This is a genomic window from Bradyrhizobium sp. JHI2711, from assembly GCF_056156565.1.
Genome location: NZ_JBPZPT010000001.1, coordinates 1,471,350 through 1,495,121, shown reverse-complemented (window position 1 = coordinate 1,495,121; position 23,772 = coordinate 1,471,350). Strand labels below are relative to the sequence as shown.

The window sequence follows — 23,772 nt, the reverse complement described above, 5'->3', positions numbered from 1 at the left end:
TCAGACGAATTGCCAGGTGAAGCGTCCTCCGGTGCGGCTGACGCGGCCGACCGATGACTGTGCGAAATGGGTGGTGAAGATGATTGAGCCCCGCTCGGCAGCGTCCTCCAGCACGAAGGCGCGCGAGCGCAACGCGGCTTCCGGGAATTCGCAGAAGCAGGAATTGAGCGAAGGCTCATACACCTGGAGCGGGTGGTGCATCACGTCTCCGGCGAACAGCGCCTCCTCGCCGCGTGAGACGAGGCGGATGGAGGCGTGATCGACGCTGTGGCCGGGCGTCGGGACGAACGAGATGCCCTCGATGGCCTCGCTCCCGTCCACAGCGATGAGCCTGGCAAGTCCGGCCTCGATCACCGGCCGGACGCTGTCGTCATAGACACGGTCGGCCGGCTTGCGCAGCGCGGGGCCGAGGGCCGGGGCCGGGCGGGCCGCTCCGGTCGGCTCTGTGCCCGTCGCGAGGCTCTCGCCATAGGCCTGCTCGATCGCGGAGAAGACGTAGGTCGCATTCGGGAAGGTCGGGACCCAGCGTCCCTCGACGAGACGGGTGTTCCAGCCGACGTGATCCGCGTGCACGTGGGTGAGCAGCACGTAGTCGACCTGCTCCGGCGTGACGCCCGCTGCGGCCAGCCGCGCCAGGAACGGTTCGTTGAGCCGGTGAAGCGGCGGAATCTCCGGCCGGTTCTTGTCGTTGCCGGTGGCCGTGTCGATCAGGATCGTGTGGTGCGGTGTCCTGACCAGCCAACTGTGAATGCTCTGGATGAAGGTGCCGGTCGCAGCATCGAACGAGCCCGCTTCCAACTCGTCGCGATTGCGCTCCAGCGCCTCTGGCTCGCCTCCCGGATAGAGCGCGTCGAACTTGAATGCGGCAAGCCGCAACTCGTCGATCCGCGTGACGGATGCTTCGCCGACCTGATAGGTCTTGGCCGCGTGAATCATCAAGATGTCCTCCACTGGACCGCGACGTAGGGCTGGTTGCCCGGGCCGCGGTGACAATGAGGTACGAAGCGCGCCAGGCCTTGGGGAGAGTCGCGGGCTCGATAGGTCCCATCGACATTGTCGATATCGGAAAGGATGCTGGCCCAGCTTTTCACGCCGGCGTTTTGGCCCTAACCCTCGTATCACGGCTCGTCGCGGTCGCGACATGCCCCAGACGGAGGTGCCACCGATGCAGGATGCGGAACACGGCCGGGGTCGGCCGGCCGATGATAACGATCTCGCCGAGATCGACCTCGGTCTGTTGCTGGCTCTGGAGGCTCTCCTGCGCGAGCGGAACGTGACGCGCGCGGCCTCCCGGCTCAATATCGGGCAGCCTGCGCTCTCGGCGCGGCTGAACCGGCTGCGGCAGATCTTTGCCGATCCGCTGTTCGTGCCCGCAGCGAGCGGGCGCGGCGTGGTGCCGACGACGAGGGCCGTGGAGCTGCAGGCGGAGCTTGCGGACGTGCTCGGCAAGCTTCGTCGCATGGTGGAGGGGCCGGCTGTGTTCGACCCCGCCAGCAGCCAGCGCACCTTCGTCGTAGCCATCCACGAGAATCCGGCCGTGACGCTGGCGCCCGGCCTGGTCGCGCGCTTGACCGGGATGGCCGAGCGGGCGCGGCTCGCCCTCGTTCACCCCGCGCGCGATGTCGTGGATCAGCTCGAAAGGGGAGAGATCGACATCCTGGTGACGGGCGCCGATCGCGCACATGGCGAGCTGATGCAACGGCCGCTGTTCGAGGACGGCTTCCTGTCCGCACAGCGCAAAGGTCACCCCCGCGGCAACGGTCCGCTCGATCTCGACAGCTTTTGCGCGCTCGACCATCTGCTGATCTCCGCCGATGGCGGCGGCTTCTCGGGCCTCGTCGACGATGCGCTGGCGGCGCTCGGCCGCTCGCGGCGTGTTGCCGTCTCGATCCAGACCTATGCGCTCGCGCCGGTCATCCTTGCGCACAGTGACTGCATCTGCACCCTTCCGCGGCGGTTCCTGATCCGCTTCGCGCACGAGCTCGATCTCACGCCCCCGCCGCTCGATCTGCCGCCCGCTCGCATCGTCGCGCTGTGGCATCCGCGCAATCAGGAGGACAAAGGCCACGCCTGGCTTCGCGAGTGCCTGTACCAGGCGGCTGCTGCTTGATCGCGACGTGCCCTCACGTGGGGACGACCGGCGCTGTCAGGTTGTAAGTTCTGATTTCTGGAATGAAGTCGGCCAGCTTGCATTCGTTGCGTCCGGTATGCCGCCTGCCGCCTTCCTGAGCTGCGTGCCGGGATGGGCAGGTGCCTCGAAGTATCACCGGATCGCCATTACCGCCGGCTTTCGCCCCTTGTATCCTTGCTCGATGCCGAGCGCAGGAGAGCGCATGATGCGCCGGGCCTGACGACCGGCGGCAAGCCGGTAGCGAGCCCCCCGGCTGGCCACTGACGTTGCCGGCGGGCGATCGCCCGAGACGCCAGCTGGCGATCCATTGATTGCATCATCCGGACCTGCTCCACGCTGACGATTGACAAGCGAATTATTACATGTCTAAAAATATGCAAATTCATATAATCCGTGAGATGCCTGAATGGACGTGCATCCGCTCAAGCTCAAGGTCAGGTCGTATGTCGCGGAGACGCCGTTCATACGGAGCCTTGTGTTTGGTGTGGAGGACGGCGTCGTGCCGCAATGGCAGGCAGGCGCGCATCTCCGCGTCGCGCTCCCGAATGGCGGAGACCGGCCGTACTCGCTGATGGCGTTACCGGGACTTCCTGAAGATGCGCTGGCGCTTGGTGTCCTGCGCGAGGAGGCTTCGAGCGGCGGCTCGCAGTTCATGCACGCGCTCAAGGTCGGCGACGTCGTGAAGGCGAGCGCGCCGGTCAACAATTTCCGACTGCACGAGGGAGCAGCGCCGGCGCTGCTGTTCGCCGGCGGCATCGGTATCACGCCCGTTCTGTCGATGGCGGCGGAACTGGCGGCGCGGGGAAGCTCATATCGCCTGCACTATGCCGGGCGCACGCAAGGATTGCTGGCGTTCCTGCCGCAATTGCAGGAGATCTGCGCCGGAGGGCTGTCCGTCCACTACGACAGCGATGAATCCCGCCTCGACATTGCCGCGGCGCTCGACGATGCCGCAGCAAACGCCCACGTCTATGTCTGTGGCCCTTCGGGCATGATTGACGCGGTGAAGGCCGCTGCGGCCGCCGCCGGGGTGTCAGCCGATCGCGTTCATTACGAGCTCTTCAAGTCCGAGCAGCCGTCATCGCCTGACCGGCCGTTCGAGGTCGAGATCAAGTCGACCGGGCAGGTCGTCGGCGTTGCTGCGGGGCAGACCATCATCGAGGCGCTGGAGGCGGCTGGTTTCGACGTGCTCTACGACTGTCGGCGCGGCGATTGCGGCATTTGCCAGTGCGGCGTGATCGCGGGAGTCCCCGATCATCGCGACGTCATCCTCAGCGACGAGGAGAGGGCGTCCAACAAGGTCATGCAGATCTGCGTGTCACGCGCGAAGTCGGAACGACTGGTGCTGGATCTCTAGGGGAGACGAGGGACGCCATGAAAAGATACGGCGGGAATGCCCACGCGATTGCGGCGCTGGTGCGCGAGGCCGAGGTGCATCGCGACGTCTATGTCGACCCCGAGATCTTCGATCTCGAGATGGAGCATCTGTTTCCCAACAGCTGGGTCTATGTCGGCCACGCCAGTCAACTTGCAAAACCCGGCGATTTCATCACCGCCAATATCGGCCGGCAGCCGGTCATGGCCAGCCGCCATACCGACGGCTCCATCCATGTGTTCTACAATCGCTGCCCGCACAAAGGCGTGAAGATCGCGTCCGAACCCTGCGGCAACACCGGGAAGTTCTTCCGCTGCCCTTATCACGCATGGTCTTTCAAGACCGACGGCTCGCTGCTCGCGATCCCGCTGAAGAAGGGCTACGAGGGCACCGGCTTCGGCGACACTCAGGCGAATGAAGGGTTGTCGAAGGTCAGGAACGTCGTCATCTACCGCGATTTCATCTTCGCTCGCCTGAGCGTTTCAGGCGTCTCCTTCGAGGATTATTTCGGCGAAAGTCTTTCGACCATCGACAACATGGTCGACCGATCGCCGGAGGGGAAGCTCGCAGTCCAGGCGACGCCGATCCGCTACATGCACACGTGCAATTGGAAGATGCTGGTCGAGAACCAGACCGACACCTGCCATCCGATGGTGGCGCACGAGAGCTCGGCTGGCACCGCGGTCAAGGTCTGGAAGCGCGAGCAGGGCGATTCCACGGAAACACCGATGGCGGTACAGCTGTACGGTCCCTTCATGAGCCCGTACGAGTTCTACGAGCAGAGCGGCATCCGGATTTGGCCGAACGGCCACGGCCACACCGGCGTCGCCAACTCCATCCATTCGAACTATTCGGATGTCCCGGGCTATCTCGACCAGATGGTCGCGGCCTATGGCGAGCAGCGCGCGCATGAGATCCTTGGCGAAGTCAGGCACAACACCGTCTACTTTCCGAACATCATGGTGAAGGGCGCTGTCCAGATCCTGCGCAATTTCATCCCGATCGCTGTCGACAAGACGCTGGTCGAGAGCTGGGTCTATCGCCTGGTCGGCGCGCCCGACAAGCTCTACGAGCGCGCATTGATGTACAACCGCTTCATCAACGCGCCGACCTCGATCGTCGGCCACGACGACCTCGAGATGTATGAGCGGGCGCAGGAGGGACTGAAGTCCAACGGCAATCAATGGGTCAATCTGCGGCGGCTCTACGACGGCCATGAAGAGCAGGACGTCACGGCGGTGATCAACGGCACGTCCGAGCGGCAGATGCGGAACCAGTTTCACGCCTGGGCGAAATTCATCACTATGGACATGGACAAGCGCATCGAGGCCGCGGAATGATCGGCGAGAAGGCCATCACGGACTTCATCTATCGCGAGGCCGAGCTGCTCGACACGATGCAGTGGCAGGCTTGGCTCGATCTGTTTCACCCCGAAGGGCGTTACTGGATGCCGCTCGAATGGCAGCAGCAGGATCCGGTGCTGCAGCCGTCTCTGATGTACGAGGATCTTCTGCTGCTGAAGGTGCGGGTCGAGCGGCTCGCCGGCGAGCGCACCTTCAGCCAGAAGCCGAAGAGCCGTTGCCATCATCTGCTCCAGGCACCGCGGATCGTCGCGTGCGATCCTGCTGCCGGAATGTTCAAGGCACGAACCTCCTACATCTACACCGAGACTCGCGGCGATATGCTGGAGCGCTATTCGGGATGGGCTTCGCACGAGCTCGTGCAGGTCGGCGATGCCCTGAAGATCAAGCTCAAGCGCGTCGATCTCGTCAATTTCGATGCGCCGTTCGGCAACATCCAGCTTTTCATGTGAGACTGCCTTGACCTCTGCGACCACCGTCTATGCCCGTTTTCAAGAGACCGCGCTCCGCCGTGGCGAAGCGGGCTTCCTCAACGTGCTACCGGAGACGGCAGGCCTCTACGGCATTGCGGCGGGCGAGATTTCCTACCGCGCGATGCGCGATCGGGTCGAGCGCTGGCGCGCGGCGTTTGCGAGCCGCGGTTACGGCGAAGGCCACCGGGTCGGGCTGCTGCTCCAGAACAGGCCTGTCTTCATCGAGCTGTGGTTCGCGCTCAATGCGCTCGGCGTCTCGGTGGTGCCGATCAATCCGGACCTCCGTCTCAGCGAGCTCGAATACATCATCTCGCATTCCGAGATGAATGCTGCGTTCGTCCTCGCCGAACGGCACGAGGAGGTGGCGCTGGCCGCGCGTCAGGCCGGCAGGCCGATCCCTGTCGTGGACGATCAAGACGACGTTCCCGCACCCTTCGGCGGTGCGCGGCCCTCGACCTCGGCGAGCGAGGGGAGCGAATGCGCGCTGCTCTATACGTCGGGGACGACGGGCCAGCCCAAGGGCTGCGTCCTTACCAACACCTATTTCCTGCATTGCGGAAACTGGTATCGCGACGTCGGCGGGCTGATCGACCTCAAGCCAGACGGCGAGCGTATGATCACGCCGCTGCCGCTGTTCCACATGAACGCGATGGCGGTGTCGCTGATGGCGATGCTGTCAGTCGGTGGCTGCCTGACCATGCTCGATCGCTTCCACCCGCGCAGTTGGTGGGCCTCGGTGCGCGACAGCCGCGCTACCTGCCTGCATTATCTCGGCGTGATGCCCTCGATGCTGATGAGCGCGCCGCCATCGGAGCTGGACCGCGCGCACAGCGTGCGTTTCGGCTTCGGCGCCGGCGTCGACAAGCTGCTGCATGCCCCGTTCGAGCAGCGCTTCGGCTTTCCGCTGCTGGAGGCCTGGGCGATGACCGAGACCGGCAGCGGCGGCGTCATCGCCGCCAATGTCGAGCCGCGCAAGGTCGGCACCAGCTGTTTTGGCCGCCCGGCCCTCGAGATCGAAATTCGGATCGTCGATGACGGCGGCCATGATGCGCCGGTGGATATGCCCGGCGAGCTGCTGGTGCGGCGCGCCGGCGCCGATCCGCGTTACGGCTTCTTCCGCGAATATCTCAAGAACGAGGCTGCCACCACCGAGGCGTGGGCCGGCGGCTGGCTGCACACCGGCGATATCGTGTCGCGCGATGCGGACGGCGACCTGCACTTCGTCGATCGCAAGAAGAACGTGATCCGTCGCTCCGGCGAGAACATTGCCGCGGTCGAGGTCGAATCCGTCCTCAACCGGCATCCCGCGATCCGGCAGGCCGCGGTTGCGGCGACGCCGGACCAGGTGCGCGGCGACGAGGTTGCGGCGGTCATCATTGCCGAGAAGGCCGGCGCGGACCGCGCGCTCGCCGAAGAGATCGTGCGCTGGAGCCTTGAGCAGATGGCCTATTACAAGGCGCCGGGGTGGATCTGCTTCGCCGACAGTCTGCCGCTGACCGCGACTGAGAAGATCCAGCGCGGCGGGTTGAAGGATTTTGTCGGGAAGCTGATGCGCGAAGGCGCGTTCTTCGATCTGCGCGACCTCAAGAAGCGGCAAGTCTGATCAAGAAGGTCTGATCATGAGCGAGATCCGCACCACCCTCATCACCGGCGGCAATTCGGGGATCGGCGAGGCCCTGGCGAAGAAGCTCGTGGAGCGCGGGCAGCGCGTGGTCTCGGTCGGGCTGGAGAAGCCGACCTGGACCCATGATCTGCTCGCGGCCTATCGCGCCGACCTCACCGATATCGAAGAGACGCGTGCGATCGCGCAGGAGATCTGCCGGGATCACGCCGTGGACAGCCTGGTCCACAATGCCGGAATCATCCTGCCGAACTTGCTGCCCGACGCCAAGCCGGAAGACATATTGATGCTGGCGCAGTTGCATCTGGGCGCGCCGATGCTCCTGACCCAGGCGGCGCTGGAAGGGATGCGTGCGCGCCGCTTCGGGCGCATCGTGTTCGTCTCGTCGCGCGCCGCGATGGGCGCGGTGACGCGCTCGGCCTATTCGGCCACCAAGGCCGGCGTGCACGGCATGGCGAGGACCTGGGCGCTGGAGCTTGCCGCGAGCGGCATCACCGTGAATGTCGTCGCCCCGGGGCCGATCCTGACCGATAATTTCTGGGGCATCATCCCGAAGGGCTCCGAGCAGCAGGAGCGGATGGCGCGCAACGTTCCGGTCGGGCGGCTCGGCTCGCGCGAGGACGTCGCGCACGCAATCTCGTTCTTCCTCGACGAGCACTCCGATTTCGTCACCGGCCAGGTGCTCTATGTCTGCGGCGGTACCAGCCTCGTCGGCCTCGGGCCTTGACGCGCGCGCTCTAGATCTGGTTCTGGCGGATATTCTCGACCATCTTGGCCAGCACGCGCGCGCAGACCTCGATGTCGTCGGGCTCGATGCCCGCGACCAGCCTGTCGTAATTGTTCGCCATGATCGGCCAGATCTTGCGCAGCAGCGCTTCGCCCGCCGGCGTCAGGCCGACGACGCGGCGGCGCTGGTCCTCCTCGGCGATCTCGCGCTTGACGAGGCCCGACGACACCATGGACTCGACCATGCGGCTCGCCGTCGACTGCTCGGTCACCGCGAGAACGGCGACCTCGTTGACGGTGAGGGTCTTGTAGATGAACAGCACCGACAGCGTCCGGAACACGACATTGTTGATGCCGTGCTCGCTCAAATCGCGGTTCTGATCCAGGTTCCAGCGATTGGCGAGCCGGTTGAACAGATACGGAATATAGGTTTGCAGCTGGTCCCTCGTCCTCGGCGGACCCGACTTCCATCTGCTCTTGGATTCTCTGGCCATTATCTCTTGCGACTTTGCTTCTTGCTCTCGGTATGAAGTTTCGAGGAAAGCGATTTCAGCACGGACAGCGCGCTGTCCAGCTCCCGGGCCGGGACGTTCTCGAGCCGTCTGGCGAGATGCTTCTTGTGGATTTCGGCCGCCTGCCGGAACAGCGCTTCGCCTTTCGGCGTCAGGCGCACGATGAAGGACCGCCGGTCCTCGCTCGACATCTCCCTGCTGATGAGGTCGTCGGCGAGAAGACGTTGCACCAGCCCCGAGACATTGCCGCCGGTCACCTTCAGGTTTTGCGACAATTGTCCGAGCGCGAGGCCCTCCCGGTAACGATCGAGCTGGGCCAGCACGTCGAATTTTGCCAGCGACAGGCCGAACTCCGAACTCAGCATCGAATTGAGCGAGGCGAACAGCTCACCATGCAGCGACAGCAATTGGAGCCAGAGCCGGGTTTCGATCTGCCCAGGGACGGGAACAACGTTCTCCTTGAGTGCTGCCGGCATCGCATGACCATCGAGTACAGAATGTCTCGTCGAGTGAAGGGAATTACTGCGGGTCGTTCGCTCCGATTAACAACCTGAGAATCGTAGTCAAGCCGTCCGATCCTGACCTCCTGAGGGGCGAACGGCAATCCAATCCTACGTCCGGCGCCCGTGGAATCATGCGAAAGTCTTTATGGTCTGGATCACGCCGTCGAGCGCCGTTCCGGCGCTGTCCTTCAGCGCGGCCTCGCGCAGGCGGCGCGCCCAGTCGGCGGCATCCTCGCGGCGCTCCACCAGCTTGATCGCCGCGAGCGTCCTGTCGAATTTCGACAGCCCCCGGCTGTGGGTGTCTGAATAGCCTTTGACGAGGCGTCGGCATTGCAGGATCTCGATGCCGAGCTGGTAATTGGCCCCGACCGCCTCGGTCGCGGCCTTGAGCCATGAATCCCGGTGCGCCGTCTCGATGGCGTGACGCAGCGAGCGGCGGCGCAGGCCGCGCATCCCGCCGACGACATAGAGGGCCATGAACCAGGGCAGTGAGTAGGTTCGCACCCGGCGTCCCCGGTTGACGCGGCGATCGAGCCAGCCGAGCAGGCGCGGACGCACGCCGAGCCAGCGGCCGAAGCCTGCCGGCAGCATGCCCATCACTTCCTCCATGCGGGGATGCATGAACTCGGTGGTCTGGAGCACCTGTCCGTCCGACATCTCGAGCTCGCTCTCGATGCGCGCGCGGCGGCCGGCGCGCGTCTTGAGGTCGGCGACGCGGATGACGTCGTCATAGGTCATGGCGTTGGCGAGGTACTTTGCCGCGGCTTCCGTGAAGGCATAGGCATGTGCGTCACCGCCGGCGTTTCGGTCGGCTGCGTGCAAGGTCTTGAGGATGTCGAGATATTCGCCGCCATAGGCGATGTCCTGGAAGTCGATGACCTTCCGCAAGCCTGCACGAGCCATGCCGAGTGCAGGCTCGGGCAACTCCTGATTCAATCTTGCGACAAGCTCGCCGAGCTGCGGATCGGGCGTCGCGGAAGAGGGGATATCGTCGGCCGGTTTGGCTGGCGCGGGCGCTGCAACTTCGGCCGGGCCGGTCTTGACCCGCTCGAAGGCGGCCTCGAAAGTTTCGACGCTGGCCTTCGCGCCTTTGCCGCCGCTGCGGATGACGTCGAGATAGCTGTCGCGGCTGAACGGCAGCACGCCCGCGCCTGCGAGCGCGCCGAACATCGCGGCCGAGATGACGCTGCCATGCGCGATCGCCAGCGCGTTCAGATCGAAGATGATCTCGGTCTTCGCCGCAATTCCGATGGCGCCGGTCACGGCGCCGCCGTCGGCAATGCCGTTGCCCGGCGCGATCTTCTCGCCGATCGCGAACGACCGGTGGTTGGACGCGATCAGCGTGGTGCGATCCGGTGTCACGAGGCCGCGCAGGATCGATCGCCCGGCCTCCATGAATTCGGCCGCCATCACCACGTCGACGTCGCCGGGGGTGGGCATCAGCGACAGGATCGGCTTGCGGCCGTCGAGCGGCGGCATCGCCTCGATATAGTAGATGGTGGCGCCGGTGCGCTGGGCGACGCCGGGCACCGAGGTGGACTGCGCGACCCAGCCATGGTTCTCGGCGAGCTGAACGATCCAGTCGGTCAGGACGCCGCCGCCCTGGCCGCCCATCGCGACGATCGCGATCGAGATCGGCCGCTCCGTCGCTTCGCCTGCGGTGGGGAGGGCCAGCCGGACCGTCTCGTCCCTCATGCCAGTGCCTCGAGTGCCGGCCGCCGGCGGTCGCGCCGACGCTGCAGCCAGCCGATCACGCTCATGGCGACCCTGGATTTGAACATGTCCCAGCGAGTCGGATTGTGGATGACGTCGGCTCGATAGAACGAGGGGCAGAGCACGGCGGCCTCGGAGACCTCGCCGCAATTGCCGCAGCCGACGCAGGAATTGTCGATCGCCGCGACCGGATCGTCGCGCAAGGGGTCGTCGAGCTGCTTCACCGACAGTGACGGGCAGCCGGAGAGGCGGATGCAGGCATGGTCGCCGGTGCAGACGTCTTCGTCGACGCCAAAGCGCTCCTTGACGATGCGCGTCCCGTCCTTGATGGCCTTGTTGATCTGCGGCTTCACGCGCCGCTGCTTGTTCAGCATGCATTCGGAGGACGCGACGATGACCTTCGGGCCTTCCTCTTTCGTCGTCAGCGCTTCCTTCAGCGTGTCGCGCACCTTGCCGACGTCGTAGGTGCGGTCGAGCTGGCGCACCCACTGGCCGCCGATGCCCTTCACCGCCTGCACGATCGAGTTGTTGGTCTTGCGGCGCTTGTTGACCGCGCGTGACGACAGGATGTCCTGACCGCCCGTCGCCGAGGTGTAGTAATTGTCGACGATGACGAACACGCCGTCATGCTTGTTGAACACGGCATTGCCGATGCCGCTGGTCAGTCCATTGTGCCAGAAGCCGCCGTCGCCCATCACCGCGATCGACCGCTTGTCCGCCTTGACGTTGAAGGCGGAGGTCGAGGCCGGGCCGAGGCCGAAGCCCATCGTGGTCGCGCCGATGTTGAACGGCGGGAGGATCGAGAACAGATGGCAGCCGATGTCCGCGGAGACGTGGTGCTGGCCGAGCTCTTCCTCGACCAGCTTCATGGCGGCGAAGATCGGCCGTTCCGGGCAGCCGGTGCACAGCCCGGGCGGGCGCGCCGGCACCACCTGCTTGAGCTTCTCGACCGCGGGGTGATTGAGCACGGGCGCTGCGTCCGGCGCCGGCGGCCGGTTGCCGAGCAGCCGCGGCTCGGTCTTCTCCAGGAATTCCCTGACGCCGCCGAGCAGCACCTGAGCGGTGTAGTCGCCGCCCATCGGCAGCACGTCCTTGCCGTGGACGCGCGCCTGGATGTCCTTGCGGCGCAAAACCGTATTGATCGCCTGCTCCAGATATTCCGGCTGGCCTTCCTCGACGATGAGAACGGCCTCCTTATCGATGCAGAATTCCGCAACCTCGGTATCGATCACGGGGTAGGTGACGTTCATGATGTAGAGCGGGATCTGGGTGTTGCCATAGGCATCCGACAGCCCGAGATATTGCAGCGCGCGGATGACGTTGTTGTACATGCCGCCCTGCATGATGATGCCGACCTTGCCCTGCTTCGGCCCCATCCACTCATTCAGCTTGTTGTCCCGAATGAATCCGATGGCCGCGGGCATCCGCGTCTTGATCTTCTCCTGCTCGTGCTCATAGGCCGCCGGCGGCAGCACGATGCGGTTGACGTCACGCTTGGGATTGTTGAGCGCGTCCTTGATGGTGTGCGCCGGCCTGACATTGTCCTTGCAGGCGAAGCTGCCGTGCATGTGGCAGGCGCGCACGCGCACCTCCAGCATGACCGGCGTGTTGGAGAACTCGGAGAGCTCGAAGCCTTTCTCGATCAGATTGACGATGCATTCATGCTCGGGGCGGGGATCGAGCAGCCACATCTGCGACTTCATCGCGAAGGCGTGGGTACGCTCCTGCATGATGGAGGAGCCTTCGCCATAGTCCTCGCCGACAATGACCATGGTGCCGCCGGTGACACCGCCCGAGGCGAGGTTGGCAAGAGCGTCGGAGGCGACGTTGGTCCCGACGGTCGACTTCCACGCGACCGCGCCGCGCAGGGGATACATCACCGATGCCGACAGCATCGCCGCGGCGGCGGCTTCGTTGGCCGAGCTCTGGAATACGACGCCGAGATCGTCGAGCACGTCCTTGGCGTCGGCCAGCACGTCCATCAGGTGCGAGATCGGCGAGCCCTGATAGCCGCCGACATAGGCGACCCCCGATTGCAGCAGCGCCTTGGTGATGGCGAGGATGCCTTCGCCGCGGAACGTGTCGCCATCGCCGAGCCTGAGATCCTCGACCTCGCGAGCAAAAGACCGTTCAGCCATTGCACCCTCCAGAAATATGCGATAGCATACGTTTACATGTGAAGTAAGTCAACGCCGCGCCATGCTACTCACGCTTGCGGATGCTCTCTCCGACAAGGCGGTCATGAGCCAGCGACAGGGTAGGGCCGATGCTGAAGCTGCCTCGCTTTAAAGCTGCCGCCGTCCAGGCTTCACCAGTCTATCTCAACGCAAGCGCGACCGCGGAGAAGGCGGCTTCACTGGTCCGTGAGGCCGCAGCCAACGGGGCGAAGCTCGTCGCGTTCCCCGAAGTGTTCGTTCCCGGCTATCCTTATTGGAACTGGATCACCGATCCCGTCACCGGCAGTGCATGGTTCGAGAAGCTCGCCAAGGCGTCGGTGCTGGTGCCGGGGCCGGAGGTCGAAATCGTCTGCAAGGCCGCGCGCGATACGGGATGCCACGTCGTGCTCGGCGTGAACGAGCGCAGCCCGGTCTCGCTCGGCGCGATCTACAATACGCTGGTTTTCATCGGTCCTGACGGCGCCTTGCTCGGCAAGCATCGCAAGCTGGTGCCGACCTGGGCAGAGAAGCTGACCTGGACCGGCGGTGACGGGTCGAGCCTGCGCGTCTATGATACCGAGATCGGGCGTCTCGGAGGCCTGGCCTGCGGCGAGAACACCAACACGCTCGCGCGCTTTGCGCTGCTCGGGCAGGGCGAGCTCGTGCACGTCGCCAGCTATATCTCGCTTCCGGTCGCGCCCCCCGACTATGACATGGCGGAGGCGATCAAATTGCGCGCGATTGCCCACTCCTTCGAAGGCAAGATCTTCACGATCGTCTCCTGCTCGACCGTGTCGGAGGAGATCATCGCGGCGATGGAGACCGTCGTTCCCGACGCACGCGCACGTCTGCAACGGAAGTCGAGCGCATTCTCCGGCATCATCGGGCCGGACGGGCGCGTGGTCGGCGATCCCTTGATCGACGATGAAGGCATCGTCTATGCCGATATCGACCTCGAGCGCTGCATCCAGCCGAAGCAGATGCACGACATCGTCGGGCACTATAACCGGTTCGACATTTTCGATCTGCGGGTCAACCGTCGTCCCCTGGCGCCGCTGGGCCTCGCAGGCGATGGCGATGCCGCGGAGCAGAGCTTCGTGCCGATACCAGCGAAATCGGAATAATGATGAGACTAGGCCCGGCTGCAAACCGCAAAGAAGGTGCGCTCCCTCTCCCGCTTGCGGGGGAGGGCTGGGGTGGGGGTGTCTCCGCAATCGAGAACCCCCAAGAGGAGAAAGCCCTCACCCGGCGCTACGCGCCGACCTCTCCCGCAAGCGGGAGAGGTGAAGCACCCCGTGGCCCAATCTATTCAACCAACTCATTTCGCTCGAGTTGAAGCTACAAGATAAAGTCTTGGAGGATAGGATGCGCGAGAACGTGATCGGCCGGGCCAATGTCGAGGACACCCCCGAGCTCGAGGCCTATTACAAGGATCTCGAAAGGTACGAAGCCGGAGCGCTCTGGACCGTCGCCAACAAGATCGAGCCGTGGGCGCCGCAATCGGCCTCGGTTCCCGTGCTCTGGCGCTACAAGGATCTGCGCGAGCACGTGCTGCGCTCGGTCGAGCTGGTCTCGCCCGAGAAAGCCGGGCGGCGCGTGATCTATCTCAACAATCCCGGGCGGCGCGACGTGTCGGCCGCCGTCGGCTGGCTCTATTCCGGATTGCAGGTGATGCATCCCGGCGAGGTCGCCACGGCCCATGCCCACTCGGCCTCGGCGCTACGCTTCATCATGGAGGGCGCGGGCGCCTACACCATCGTCGACGGTCACAAGATGACGCTGGGCGCGCGGGATTTCGTGCTGACGCCGAACGGCACCTGGCACGAGCATGGCGTCGAAGGCAACGGCTCGGTCTGCATCTGGCAGGATGGCCTGGACATCCCGCTCGTCAACGCGCTGGAAGCCAATTTCTTCGTCGTGCATCCGAACATCCAGCAGGAGCCGTCCGGCTATCCCGTGGACGACATGACCCGGACCTGGGGCAATCCCGGTCTTCGGCCGGCGGACTCGCGCTGGTCGAAGGGCTATTCGCCGATGTTCAAATATGAGTGGGAGCCGACCTACGAGTCCTTGCAGAAATATGCGGCCGCGACCGATGGCTCGCCCTATGACGGCATCCTCATGAACTACGTCAACCCGGTCACCGGCGGGCACGTGATGCAGACGATCGGTGCGAGCATGCAGCTGCTGCGCCCCGGCGAGAAGACCAAGTCGCATCGGCACACCGGCAGCTTCATTTACCAGGTGGCCAAGGGACGCGGCTATTCGATCATCGGCGGCAAGCGGCTCGAATGGGAGGAGCGCGACATCTTCTGCGTTCCGTCCTGGGCCTGGCACGAGCATGGCAATGCCTCAGCGAGCGAGGATGCCTGCCTGTTCTGCTTCAACGACCTGCCCGTCATCGAGGGCCTCGGGCTCTATCGGGAAGAGGCCTATGGCGACAATGGCGGTTATCAGTCGGTTGCGGCCTGACATGCCCTTGCAGAATTCAACCAGAACAGCCGGATAGAAGCCTTCATGCGTCTCGTCACCTACACCTTGGGCTCCAGCGGAGCCCGTCTTGGAGCCCTCGTCAATGGACTGGTCGTCGATGTCGAGCACCTTGGTGCGTCCAGCGGCGTGACCTGGCCGGGTGATATGCTGTCGTTCATCGACAACAGCGTGACCCTGCTGCCTGCGCTCAGGGATGCACTGGCGGACGCCCATGGCGGCTTCCCGGCTGGCTCGGCGGTCGCCGTCGAGGATGTAAAGCTGCAGGCGCCGATCCCGCGGCCGCGGAAAAACATCTTCGGCATCGGGCTGAACTACCGGGCGCATGTGGCGGAATCCGCAAAGAGCCTGGATACGGACAAGGACCTGCCGAAGCAGCCGGTCGTCTTCTCGAAGCCGCCGACCTCGGTGATCGGCCCGGGCGCGGCGATCCAGCACAATGCGAAGATGACGCAGCAGCTCGACTGGGAAGTCGAGCTCGCCGTCATCATCGGCAAGACTGCAACGCGCATCGCGGCCGACAAGGCGATGGACCACGTCTTCGGCTATTCGGTGATGATCGACATTTCCGCGCGCGACAATCGCCGCGCCGGACAGTGGATTTTCTCCAAGGGCATGGACACTTATGCGCCGTTCGGCCCGTGCATCGTGACCGCGGACGAGATTCCTGATCCACACGATCTGCGGCTGTGGCTGACCAAGAACGGGGTCATGAAGCAGGACTCCAACACCAAATACATGATCTTCGACATTCCGGTGCTGATAGCGGACATTTCGTCGGGCATGACGCTCGAGCCGGGCGACATCATCGCCACGGGTACGCCTGAAGGCGTCGGCGCCGGGATGAGCCCGCAGGAATGGCTTTGGCCGGGCGACGTGGTCGAGGCCGGCGTCGACGGTGTCGGTGTCATCCGCCACCCCGTCGTTGCGATCTGATGACGAACTTTTCGTTCGATCGCGAGCTCAGGTTCGGAGACTGCGATCCCTCGGGGATCGCGTACTTCCCGTCCTATTTGAACATTCTCAACGGCGTCGTCGAAGATTTCTGGGCTGGAATCGGTTTTCCATGGCCGGAGCTGATCGCGGTCCGGAAGATCGGAACGCCCACGGTGCACCTTGATTGCGATTTCTCCCGGCCGTCGATGTTCGGCGACTTCCTGACATTCAACCTGCGCATCATCAGGGTCGGTGGGTCATCTCTTCATCTCGAGCATGTCATCTCCGGCGCGAATGGCCCGCGCTGGCGCGCGCGCCAGATCCTTGCTGCGACCTCGCTGGTCGATCATCATGCGATCCCATGGCCCGATGACATTCGCGTCGCACTGATGGCGCATGTGAGTGTGGGCGAGGGGACCGAGGCAACGCCCGCATGATCTCGCTGTTCATGACATTCTCCGATTCCACGGGCGAACGGCGACTCCGTCCCGATGAGGTTGCCGCTGTGGCGGAGCTCGTCGGATCGATCCCCGATATAACCGAGGCCCTGTTGTTCACGCCGCTGGAACAGTCGGTCGACCATCCTTACAAGGCCGACGGCACCGGCCCCGCCTTTGCGCTTCAACTCCGGTTTCCCGACCTGTTCGCCTGCGAGGCGGCAATGGACCGCGGCGGCGTCCTCGCCAGCCTCGCAACAGGGGCCGGGCTATCCGGCCTCACCGGACTCGATGTCGCACACCAGGTGATGCTGACGCGCCCGTTTCCGGTCGATGTCGCAGAGCATCCGGCGGGAACGACCACCCCGTGCAGTTACCTCGTGCACTATCCCGGCCCGGCCGAGGATATGAACGCCTGGAACCGGCATTATCTGGAGCACCACCCGTCGATCATGCGGACCTTTCCGAACGTCCGCCAGATCGAGATCTACACCCGCATCGACTGGGTCGACCGGCTGCCGTCGCGGCGCGTCGAGCACATGCAACGCAACAAGCTGGTGTTCGACAGCCCGCAAGCCCTCGCGCACGCACTCGGCTCCGACGTGATCAAGCACATGCGTGCCGACTTCGTGAAATTCCCGCCATTCGCAGGCGGCAACAAGCATTTTCCGATGCTGACTAGGGGGGTGGCGGCGAGGTCCCAGGCCGTGTACCCATAACCCGGCGGCGTGATGCGGCCAAAAGCAACGTCTGCTTTACTCCCTATAGCGACCGAGTTCGTGCGGCGGCGCAGTATGTCGCGATGGGCCCAAAGCGCAAAGCGCGGTCGGTGTTTGTTTTTTCGCACGCTGGAATTGGAGGCATCGACCATTTGGGCCCTTGTCCGTTCCAATCGATGCGCAGCCGACAAAATGGGCGACGGCGTCGAACCGGGTTCGTCGGCTCGCGAATGACAGAAGAGGGCTGGCAACACGCGACAATTATAGTAGCGTTGTTGCAAGAAGAAGCGCACGGCGGCTGAAACCGGGCGCAACAATAAAACAGGGAGGATTTTCAATGAAATTTCTCAAGGCTGCGGTTGCGGCCGGGCTTGTAGTTGCGGCCTTTACGGGCACCTCGCTTGCGCAGAACAAGCCGTCGGAGCTCAAAATCGGCATCACGACGTTCCTGTCGGGCCCTGCGTCAGTCTTCGGTGTGCCGGCGAAGGCCGCGGCGGAGATGATCGCGGAGGACCTCAACAAGAAGGGCGGCATCGGCGGCGTGCCGGTCAAGCTCTCCTTCATCGACGAAGGCGCGGGAGGCGAAGCGCTCGTCTCGAACTACCGACGCGTGGTGCAGGACGAAAAGGTCGATGCCACGTTTGCTTCGATCTCGTCGGGAAGCTGCACCCAGTTGGTGCCCGTCGCCGAAGACCTCAAAGTCATGAATTTCATGTGGGACTGCGGTGCGGCCTCTATCCTCGAAACCAAGAAGTACCGGTACAATTTCCGGACTCAGGCGAACGGCACGCCGGAAATGCTGGCCGTGCTCCTTTACCTGCTCAAGACCAAGCCCGACTTTAAGACGATCGCGGTGGTCAATCAGGATTATGCATGGGGGCGGGAGAGCTGGGAAATTTTTTCGACGGCGCTCAAGGCGATGAAGCCGGACGTGCAAGTCGTCGCGGAGCTCTTCCCGAAGTTCGGCGCGCCGGATTACTCCACTGAAGTCTCCCGTCTGTTGGCCCTGCGGCCGGATGTGGTTCTGACCACGTCTTGGGGCGGAGATCTCGACACGCTGGTCCGCCAGGCCGGTCAGCGCGGCCTGTTGCAGCAGTCGACCTTCGTGCTCGGGATCGGCGAATCATCGATCCAGCGGTTGGGCAAGGACTTGCCTGAAGGCCTGATCGTCGGCGCGCGCGGAGACCACTGGTTCCTGCATCCCGAGAAGAAGAACGACGCGGCCTTCAAGGCGTTCAATGAAGCCTTCAAGGCGAAGACCGGTGCATGGCCGATCTACCCGGTCTATCACATGGCGCAGGCGTTCAAGGCCCTGCAGACGGCCTACGACAAGGCGATCAAGTCCAACGGCGGCAACTGGCCAACGCGCGAACAGGTCGTCGACGCGACGGCGGGCATCGAGTTCGCGACCGGCTTCGGCCGTCCGATTACGCTGCGGCCCGAGGACAACCAGGGTCTCGAAGCTCAGCTGGTCGGCGTCACCAAATCCGTTCCGGGGTACGACTTCAAGCTGCTCGACAACATGATGATCTTCGATCCGAAGGTGATCACCAACCCGGCGGGCGTACGATCGGTTGAGTGGCTTAAGACGCTCAAGCCGGACTTCGTCAAGATGGACGTGCCGACCTTCAAAGCTCAGTAACGGCGCGCTGAACTTTTGATCCCCGTCCTCCGAGCCCGTCCCGGAGGACGGACCTTTTCCGAAGGCCATCATGAACTCGACACTCGCTATCTTGGCGATCCTCGATGGGATCAGCTACGCCGCACTGGTGTTCTTGGTCTCGGTCGGGCTCAGCCTGATTTTCGGCGTGCTGCGCGTGGTCAACGTCGCGCACGGTTCGCTGTACGCGTTCGGCGCCTACCTGGCTGCGACGTTCAGCCTTGCAATCGCGCCGATCTCGCCTTGGCTCACCTATCCCGCGCTGCTGGCCGCCTCCATCGTGATCGGCGTCGTGTGCGGCGGTTTCATCGAACGGTTTCTGTTGCGACCGCTCTCCGGACAGGAGGACGTCCTCCAGCTTCTGATCACTTTCGCGGCCTTCATGATCATGGACAACCTGCAGCGTCTGATCTGGGGCGTGCAGCCCATCTTCGCCGCGGAGCCGTTGAGACTACTTCCCAACATCGCCGTGTTCGGCGTCAGCTACACGTCATACCAGGTCATTCTGCTGCCCGGCGTCGCATTGGCGACGCTGTTCGGGCTCCGCTACTTCCTGCGCAGGACGCTGTCGGGAGCGGTGATCCTTGCGGTCACGGAGGACCGCGAAGCATCGACGGCCATCGGGATTGACGCAAAACGCGTATATTTCGTCACCTTCGTCATCGGCGCGAGTCTGGCCGCGTTAGGAGGAGCGCTGGCCTCGCCGACCACCTCGCTGGTCCCCGGTATGGGCGCCGATATGATCGTGCTTTCCTTTGCCGTCGCTGCGACCGCGGGTCTCGGCCAGATCGAGGGCACCGCGCTCACCGCGCTGATGATCGGCCTGACCCGTGCCTTCGTGATCTATCTCCAGCCGGAATTCGAAGTTCTCGTTCCCTATCTGCTGATGGTGCTGGTGCTTCTGGTGCGTCCGTTCGGCCTGTTCGGCGCCGTGCAGGTAAGGAAAATATGATGAGCGGTCGCATCAAGCCGGTCACCACGATCGCGACTATCTTCTTTCTGGCCAGCGCCGTCGCGCCCCTTTTTGTAGCGAGCTGGGCAACCTTGTTCGCGTTGATCCTAGCGAAGGGCATCGTCGTTCTCGGTATCATTCTTCTGCTGCAGGCGGGACAGGTGTCGTTCGGACATGCAATGTTCTTCGCTACCGGGGCATATACCGCGGCGTTCTGGGGCAAGTACGTCGGTGGCGGCGACATCGTGCTCTTCATCGTGCTGGGCGGCATAACCTCCGCCGTCTTCGGCCTCATCGTCGGGCTCTTCGTCGTGCGCTACCGGGAGATCTTTTTTGGAATGCTGAATCTGGCGTTTTCGATGGTGCTGTGGTCGCTGCTGGAGAAGATGTTTCATTACACCAACGGCGCCGACGGCATCCGGGTCCCTCGTCCGGCCCTGTTGGGGCTGTCGTTTACGCCCGAAACCTTCCAGTACGTTATTCTTTACGTGAGCCTCTTGATCGCGGTCGTTGCCTTCTACGGCGTGCAACGCTATCTCGATAGCCCGCTCGGACACATGCTGCGTGCCGTCAAATCGAACGAGACCCGGCTCGAGTATCTCGGGACGTCCGCACGGCGCGTGCTTCTGATAGGTTACGTAATCTCGGCTTTTCTCGGCGGCATCGGCGGCACGCTGGTGGCGATCATCCAGCAGATCGCCACGCCCGAGTTCGGGTTCTGGACGAAGTCGGGCGAGTTCGTCTTTATCGCGATCCTCGGCGGCAGCGCCCACGCCTTCGGAGCGTTCGCCGGCGCGGCGATGTTCGAGTGCGTGCGCTTCTATGCGGCGGCCCACCTGGCCGACACCTGGCAGCTGATCCTCGGCGCGGTCTTGATCGTCATCATTCTCTATGCGCCTAACGGACTGATAGGTCTCAGGCAGCGCTACGGCCAGGCGAAGCAGGGAGGACATTGATGACGAACGTCCTCCTTTCCGCGAAGGGCATCAAGATCCGGTTCGGTGGCGTCGTCGCCGCCGACGGTATCGATCTGGACGTTCTCCAAGGCGAGAACCTCGCGATCATCGGACCGAATGGCGCCGGAAAGACCACCTTCCTCAACATCTCGACGGGTTATCTGCGGCCGCAGGCCGGAAGCATCACCTTCCTAGGCCAGGAAATCACGGCGCAGCTCCCGCGCACGATCACCAAGCTCGGCATCGCGCGGGCCTTTCAGATACCGCAGCTCTTTCTTGATCAGACTGTGATGGAGAACATGCTGATCGCCGCGGCCTCGCGGCTGGGAAGCCCTTCCGGCTTCACGGCTCTTTCCGCCCTGCCTGAGCTGCCTGAAATGGAGCGCCTTCTGGATCTCGTCGGCGTCAAGTCGTACGCGTCTCGCAAGGCGAGGGAGCTCCCCGAGGGACAACGCAAGCTGGTCGACATCGCTCTGGCGCTCGCGCTGAAGCCCAGACTGCTGCTGATGGACGAGCCCACCTCGGGCGTCGCCTCCGCAGAGAAGCTGGAGATCATGGATATCCTGACGTCCGCGCTCGCCAAGGAGAAGGTGACCTCGGTCTTCGTCGAGCACGACATGGACATGGTGGAGCGCTATGCCCACCGAGTCGCGGTGTGGAACGTCGGGAAGATCCAAAAGGTCGGCACGCCCGCGGAGGTTCTGGCCGATCCCAAGGTCCGCGAACAGGTGATCGGCATATGACGGCGATGCTGGACTTCGAGAACGTCAACGTCGCGATCGCTGATGCGCCGGTGCTGCGCAGCGTCAGTTTCTCGCTGCCACCGGGCGCGACCGCCGCGCTCATCGGGCGAAACGGCGCCGGCAAGACCACGACGGTACGGACCATCATGGGCTTCACGAAGGCGAGTGGCACCGTGCGCCTGGACGGTCAGGACCTGGGGCATGTTCCTCCGCACCGCCGGCCCTTCCTAGGCATCGGCTACGCCCCCGAGGACCGTCGTCTCTTCTCGGCCTTTACGGTGGAAGAAAACATTCTTCTGCCCGGTCGCGTCGCTAAACTTGGCGCGGACGAGGCGCGCCGGCGGCTGGAGCGAACCTACTCCGTCCTGCCGGAACTCAAGGAACTGGCGGGTCGCCCGGCGGGCTCCGTCTCGGGCGGCCAAGGCAAGATGGTCGCCCTCGGGCGCGCCCTGATGCTGGGCACCCGCCTCGTCATTCTGGACGAGCCGTTCCAGGGCCTCGCCCCTGTGCTGGCGCTGAGGTACGCCGAGGCGCTGCGTCGGCTTCGTTCGCAGGACCGGGACATTACCCTGCTGATCACAGAGTCGAACCCAAAGCTGCTCGAGGCCTTCGCCGACGTGACGCTGACGATCGAGCGCGGCGAAATCGAGAGCCGAGTCCTTGCGTAGCGCTCGCCTCTGCAGTCTCGGCTCACAGCTACAGATCTGCTTAGTCGATGGCCGAACTGCCGAAGCCGCCTTTGGGGTCGAAGACCGGCTGCTTCTCTGTCCTCTTTATCGAGGAGAGGCCCTGCAACCATTTCTGAGACGAGCGGCACCAGTACTGATCCTTGGGAACGAGTTGATCTCGCTGTCGGATGCTGCCGACCCGCAACGCCACCACTCTTGAAGCGAGACCCGGCGGAGCGGAGTAGAGGTGCGTGCCACAGTTGCCGCAAAATGCTTGCTCGCGCTTGTTGCCACTCTCTCCGGTTTTGACGTAGCGCTTCGGCGCGCCGGACAACAACACGAACGTACCCTCCACGGCGGGAACCGCCGTGCGGAAGGCACCACCTGATAGTGTCTGACAATCCGTACAGTGGCAGATGATCACGTTGTCCGGGTTGACCTCCGCCTTGTATCGAATGTCACCACAGTGACAGCTTCCATCAATCTCCATGGTGTGCCCCTTGGCTGGGTTGACCAAGCAAAGCGAGGCTAACTCGCCGGATCGCGGCTGCAAAGGGGCCGCAGGAAGGAGCGTTCCGCCAAGGCATGAGCGGATGGAAGGGTGCGTGGCCAACATCCCGCCGAAAAGCAACCGCAGCAATCCGATCTGCTTCAGCCCTATCTCTACCGCACCCGCAACCGGGTCGAACGGTTCTTTAACAGGACCAAACAATGTCGTTGCGTGGCGACACGCTATGACAGGCTTGCTGCCAACTACCTTAGCTTGGTTCAACTCGCGTCAATCAGGCTGTGGCTGCGCCTTAATGAGTCCGCGTCCTAGTGCAATATACGGCCGTAACAGAGCATCGCCCGTCCCTGACAGGTTGTGGTCGCCACGGAGTTATTGCCCAAAAAGACAGGGCCAGCGTGTAGCTGACCCCTTCAGCAGCACTGGAGCGATCAAAGAACTTGCTTACTTCTTGCACTTCTTGGCCGACTCTTTGTCCGCATACGGACCACAGTTATAGGCGTTGGTCAGTTCGTCCATGGTCTGCGGCCAGCTATCCATGGAGCCCCCCCGGGCACCATTCTGGCTGGTTCCCACGTTTTTCACCTGCTGGGAACGAGTTGGTTCTGCTTCTGCATCAACTGCGAAGGATGCAGAGAGAAATCCGGCTGTAAGAAGTCCGACGAACAGCGTCTTGGTAATCATGGTTTCCTCCCTATGGAGTTCGAGTTCAGAGTAGCCGTTGGTGGCCACGCAAAGCGGGGGAGTTCAAAATCAGCGCGACGTACGGCGCACGATCGGAGGGGGTTACTTGAATAAGGTGATGTAAGTCACTCTAGACGCCTTGCTGCTGCCCATGATGCCGCTGTCCAGAGATCGACACCTCGATTGTCCGCGTCCATCAGCATGGCGCCTGTATCACTGGGAATTGGCACCAATCGACGGGAAGGTCGCGCGGCGGCTTGACGCGTAAAATCCACGCGGTGGGCGATAGCAATGGTTTGCCGGTACGCACGGATTCAGACTGTCGGCGCGCCTTGCAGTGTACCTATGAAAACGGAAGTCCAGGTTGGCGGTTGAAGCCGTCGGCATCCGGAGCGGCGATGATGGCATTATGCCCCTGTTTTGCCCGACGGAGCAAGCGGTTTTCGTA

The 23,772-nt window shown here is 63.5% G+C and carries 23 protein-coding genes and 2 pseudogenes; 18 read left to right on the top strand and 7 right to left on the bottom strand.

Annotated features, from left to right (window positions below; genetic code table 11):
• On the bottom strand, positions 1-936 hold the full coding sequence (locus tag ACTEK7_RS07115) for an MBL fold metallo-hydrolase (protein WP_225143165.1): 936 nt from the start codon (positions 934-936) through the stop codon (positions 1-3).
• Between the two features lie 229 nt (positions 937-1,165).
• Between ACTEK7_RS07115 and ACTEK7_RS07110 the strand changes: the two genes are divergently transcribed.
• The 6 genes from ACTEK7_RS07110 to ACTEK7_RS07085 all read left to right on the top strand — a co-directional run bounded on the left by ACTEK7_RS07110 (position 1,166) and on the right by ACTEK7_RS07085 (position 7,688).
• Complete coding sequence (locus tag ACTEK7_RS07110; RefSeq protein ID WP_225145840.1) at positions 1,166-2,110, top strand: LysR family transcriptional regulator; 945 nt, start codon at positions 1,166-1,168, stop codon at positions 2,108-2,110.
• Positions 2,111-2,537: 427 nt separating this feature from the next.
• The gene (locus tag ACTEK7_RS07105; RefSeq protein ID WP_225145839.1) at positions 2,538-3,488 is read left to right on the top strand and encodes a PDR/VanB family oxidoreductase; all 951 of its coding nucleotides are present in this window, start codon (positions 2,538-2,540) and stop codon (positions 3,486-3,488) included.
• Positions 3,489-3,505: 17 nt separating this feature from the next.
• The gene (locus tag ACTEK7_RS07100; RefSeq protein WP_225145838.1) at positions 3,506-4,846 is read left to right on the top strand and encodes an aromatic ring-hydroxylating dioxygenase subunit alpha; all 1,341 of its coding nucleotides are present in this window, start codon (positions 3,506-3,508) and stop codon (positions 4,844-4,846) included.
• Positions 4,843-5,319 carry an aromatic-ring-hydroxylating dioxygenase subunit beta gene (locus ACTEK7_RS07095; protein ID WP_225145837.1) on the top strand — a complete coding sequence of 159 codons (477 nt, stop codon included), beginning with the start codon at positions 4,843-4,845 and terminating at the stop codon, positions 5,317-5,319. Before ACTEK7_RS07100 ends, ACTEK7_RS07095 begins: the two co-directional genes overlap by 4 nt.
• A 7-nt stretch (positions 5,320-5,326) precedes the next feature.
• Positions 5,327-6,943 carry an ATP-dependent acyl-CoA ligase gene (locus ACTEK7_RS07090; RefSeq protein WP_225145836.1) on the top strand — a complete coding sequence of 539 codons (1,617 nt, stop codon included), beginning with the start codon at positions 5,327-5,329 and terminating at the stop codon, positions 6,941-6,943.
• Positions 6,944-6,959: 16 nt separating this feature from the next.
• Complete coding sequence (locus ACTEK7_RS07085) at positions 6,960-7,688, top strand: SDR family NAD(P)-dependent oxidoreductase (protein ID WP_225145835.1); 729 nt, start codon at positions 6,960-6,962, stop codon at positions 7,686-7,688.
• A gap of 10 nt (positions 7,689-7,698) precedes the next feature.
• On the opposite strand, the gene ACTEK7_RS07080 is transcribed toward ACTEK7_RS07085, so the two are convergent.
• The 4 genes from ACTEK7_RS07080 to ACTEK7_RS07065 all read right to left on the bottom strand — a co-directional run bounded on the left by ACTEK7_RS07080 (position 7,699) and on the right by ACTEK7_RS07065 (position 12,553).
• A complete protein-coding gene (locus tag ACTEK7_RS07080) occupies positions 7,699-8,181 on the bottom strand; it encodes a MarR family winged helix-turn-helix transcriptional regulator (protein WP_225145834.1) in 483 nt (160 codons plus the stop codon).
• A complete protein-coding gene (locus ACTEK7_RS07075) occupies positions 8,181-8,675 on the bottom strand; it encodes a MarR family winged helix-turn-helix transcriptional regulator (RefSeq protein WP_225145833.1) in 495 nt (164 codons plus the stop codon). The genes ACTEK7_RS07080 and ACTEK7_RS07075 overlap by 1 nt, the downstream gene beginning before the upstream one ends.
• 156 nt (positions 8,676-8,831) lie before the next feature.
• Positions 8,832-10,397, bottom strand: coding sequence for an indolepyruvate oxidoreductase subunit beta family protein (locus tag ACTEK7_RS07070; RefSeq protein WP_225145832.1), 1,566 nt, complete (start codon positions 10,395-10,397; stop codon positions 8,832-8,834).
• Positions 10,394-12,553 carry a thiamine pyrophosphate-dependent enzyme gene (locus tag ACTEK7_RS07065; protein WP_225145831.1) on the bottom strand — a complete coding sequence of 720 codons (2,160 nt, stop codon included), beginning with the start codon at positions 12,551-12,553 and terminating at the stop codon, positions 10,394-10,396. The genes ACTEK7_RS07070 and ACTEK7_RS07065 overlap by 4 nt, the downstream gene beginning before the upstream one ends.
• A 128-nt stretch (positions 12,554-12,681) precedes the next feature.
• Here ACTEK7_RS07065 and ACTEK7_RS07060 point away from each other — a divergent pair, with 128 nt between their 5' ends.
• From ACTEK7_RS07060 to ACTEK7_RS07015, 10 genes are all read left to right on the top strand, one after another.
• Entirely contained in the window at positions 12,682-13,695 is a 1,014-nt protein-coding gene (locus ACTEK7_RS07060) for a carbon-nitrogen hydrolase family protein (protein ID WP_225145830.1), read from the top strand.
• A gap of 241 nt (positions 13,696-13,936) precedes the next feature.
• The gene (locus ACTEK7_RS07055; RefSeq protein WP_109144189.1) at positions 13,937-15,043 is read left to right on the top strand and encodes a cupin domain-containing protein; all 1,107 of its coding nucleotides are present in this window, start codon (positions 13,937-13,939) and stop codon (positions 15,041-15,043) included.
• Positions 15,044-15,088: 45 nt separating this feature from the next.
• The gene (locus tag ACTEK7_RS07050; RefSeq protein WP_225145829.1) at positions 15,089-15,997 is read left to right on the top strand and encodes a fumarylacetoacetate hydrolase family protein; all 909 of its coding nucleotides are present in this window, start codon (positions 15,089-15,091) and stop codon (positions 15,995-15,997) included.
• Positions 15,997-16,434, top strand: coding sequence for an acyl-CoA thioesterase (locus tag ACTEK7_RS07045; protein ID WP_225145828.1), 438 nt, complete (start codon positions 15,997-15,999; stop codon positions 16,432-16,434). The genes ACTEK7_RS07050 and ACTEK7_RS07045 overlap by 1 nt, the downstream gene beginning before the upstream one ends.
• Positions 16,431-17,153 carry a hypothetical protein gene (locus tag ACTEK7_RS07040; protein ID WP_225145827.1) on the top strand — a complete coding sequence of 241 codons (723 nt, stop codon included), beginning with the start codon at positions 16,431-16,433 and terminating at the stop codon, positions 17,151-17,153. Before ACTEK7_RS07045 ends, ACTEK7_RS07040 begins: the two co-directional genes overlap by 4 nt.
• 160 nt (positions 17,154-17,313) lie before the next feature.
• Positions 17,314-18,795 carry an ABC transporter substrate-binding protein gene (locus ACTEK7_RS07035; RefSeq protein WP_225145826.1) on the top strand — a complete coding sequence of 494 codons (1,482 nt, stop codon included), beginning with the start codon at positions 17,314-17,316 and terminating at the stop codon, positions 18,793-18,795.
• Between the two features lie 70 nt (positions 18,796-18,865).
• Positions 18,866-19,765 (top strand): branched-chain amino acid ABC transporter permease, encoded by a 900-nt coding sequence (locus ACTEK7_RS07030; protein ID WP_036013410.1) that lies wholly within the window; start codon positions 18,866-18,868, stop codon positions 19,763-19,765.
• Positions 19,765-20,721, top strand: coding sequence for a branched-chain amino acid ABC transporter permease (locus ACTEK7_RS07025; RefSeq protein WP_225145825.1), 957 nt, complete (start codon positions 19,765-19,767; stop codon positions 20,719-20,721). The genes ACTEK7_RS07030 and ACTEK7_RS07025 overlap by 1 nt, the downstream gene beginning before the upstream one ends.
• Complete coding sequence (locus ACTEK7_RS07020) at positions 20,721-21,464, top strand: ABC transporter ATP-binding protein (protein ID WP_225112763.1); 744 nt, start codon at positions 20,721-20,723, stop codon at positions 21,462-21,464. The genes ACTEK7_RS07025 and ACTEK7_RS07020 overlap by 1 nt, the downstream gene beginning before the upstream one ends.
• A complete protein-coding gene (locus ACTEK7_RS07015) occupies positions 21,461-22,132 on the top strand; it encodes an ABC transporter ATP-binding protein (protein WP_225145824.1) in 672 nt (223 codons plus the stop codon). The genes ACTEK7_RS07020 and ACTEK7_RS07015 overlap by 4 nt, the downstream gene beginning before the upstream one ends.
• 40 nt (positions 22,133-22,172) lie before the next feature.
• On the opposite strand, the gene ACTEK7_RS07010 is transcribed toward ACTEK7_RS07015, so the two are convergent.
• Complete coding sequence (locus ACTEK7_RS07010; protein ID WP_225145823.1) at positions 22,173-22,622, bottom strand: GFA family protein; 450 nt, start codon at positions 22,620-22,622, stop codon at positions 22,173-22,175.
• Between the two features lie 171 nt (positions 22,623-22,793).
• On the opposite strand from ACTEK7_RS07010, the pseudogene ACTEK7_RS07005 reads away from it, so the two are divergent.
• Positions 22,794-22,952 (top strand): annotated as a pseudogene (locus ACTEK7_RS07005) (IS5/IS1182 family transposase); the annotation flags it as partial.
• A 132-nt stretch (positions 22,953-23,084) separates the two neighbouring features.
• On the opposite strand, the gene ACTEK7_RS07000 reads toward ACTEK7_RS07005, so the two are convergent.
• On the bottom strand, positions 23,085-23,324 hold the full coding sequence (locus ACTEK7_RS07000; RefSeq protein WP_225145822.1) for a hypothetical protein: 240 nt from the start codon (positions 23,322-23,324) through the stop codon (positions 23,085-23,087).
• A 170-nt stretch (positions 23,325-23,494) separates the two neighbouring features.
• On the opposite strand from ACTEK7_RS07000, the pseudogene ACTEK7_RS06995 reads away from it, so the two are divergent.
• A pseudogene (locus ACTEK7_RS06995) lies at positions 23,495-23,632 on the top strand (IS5/IS1182 family transposase); the annotation flags it as partial.
• Positions 23,633-23,772: the final 140 nt, after the last annotated feature.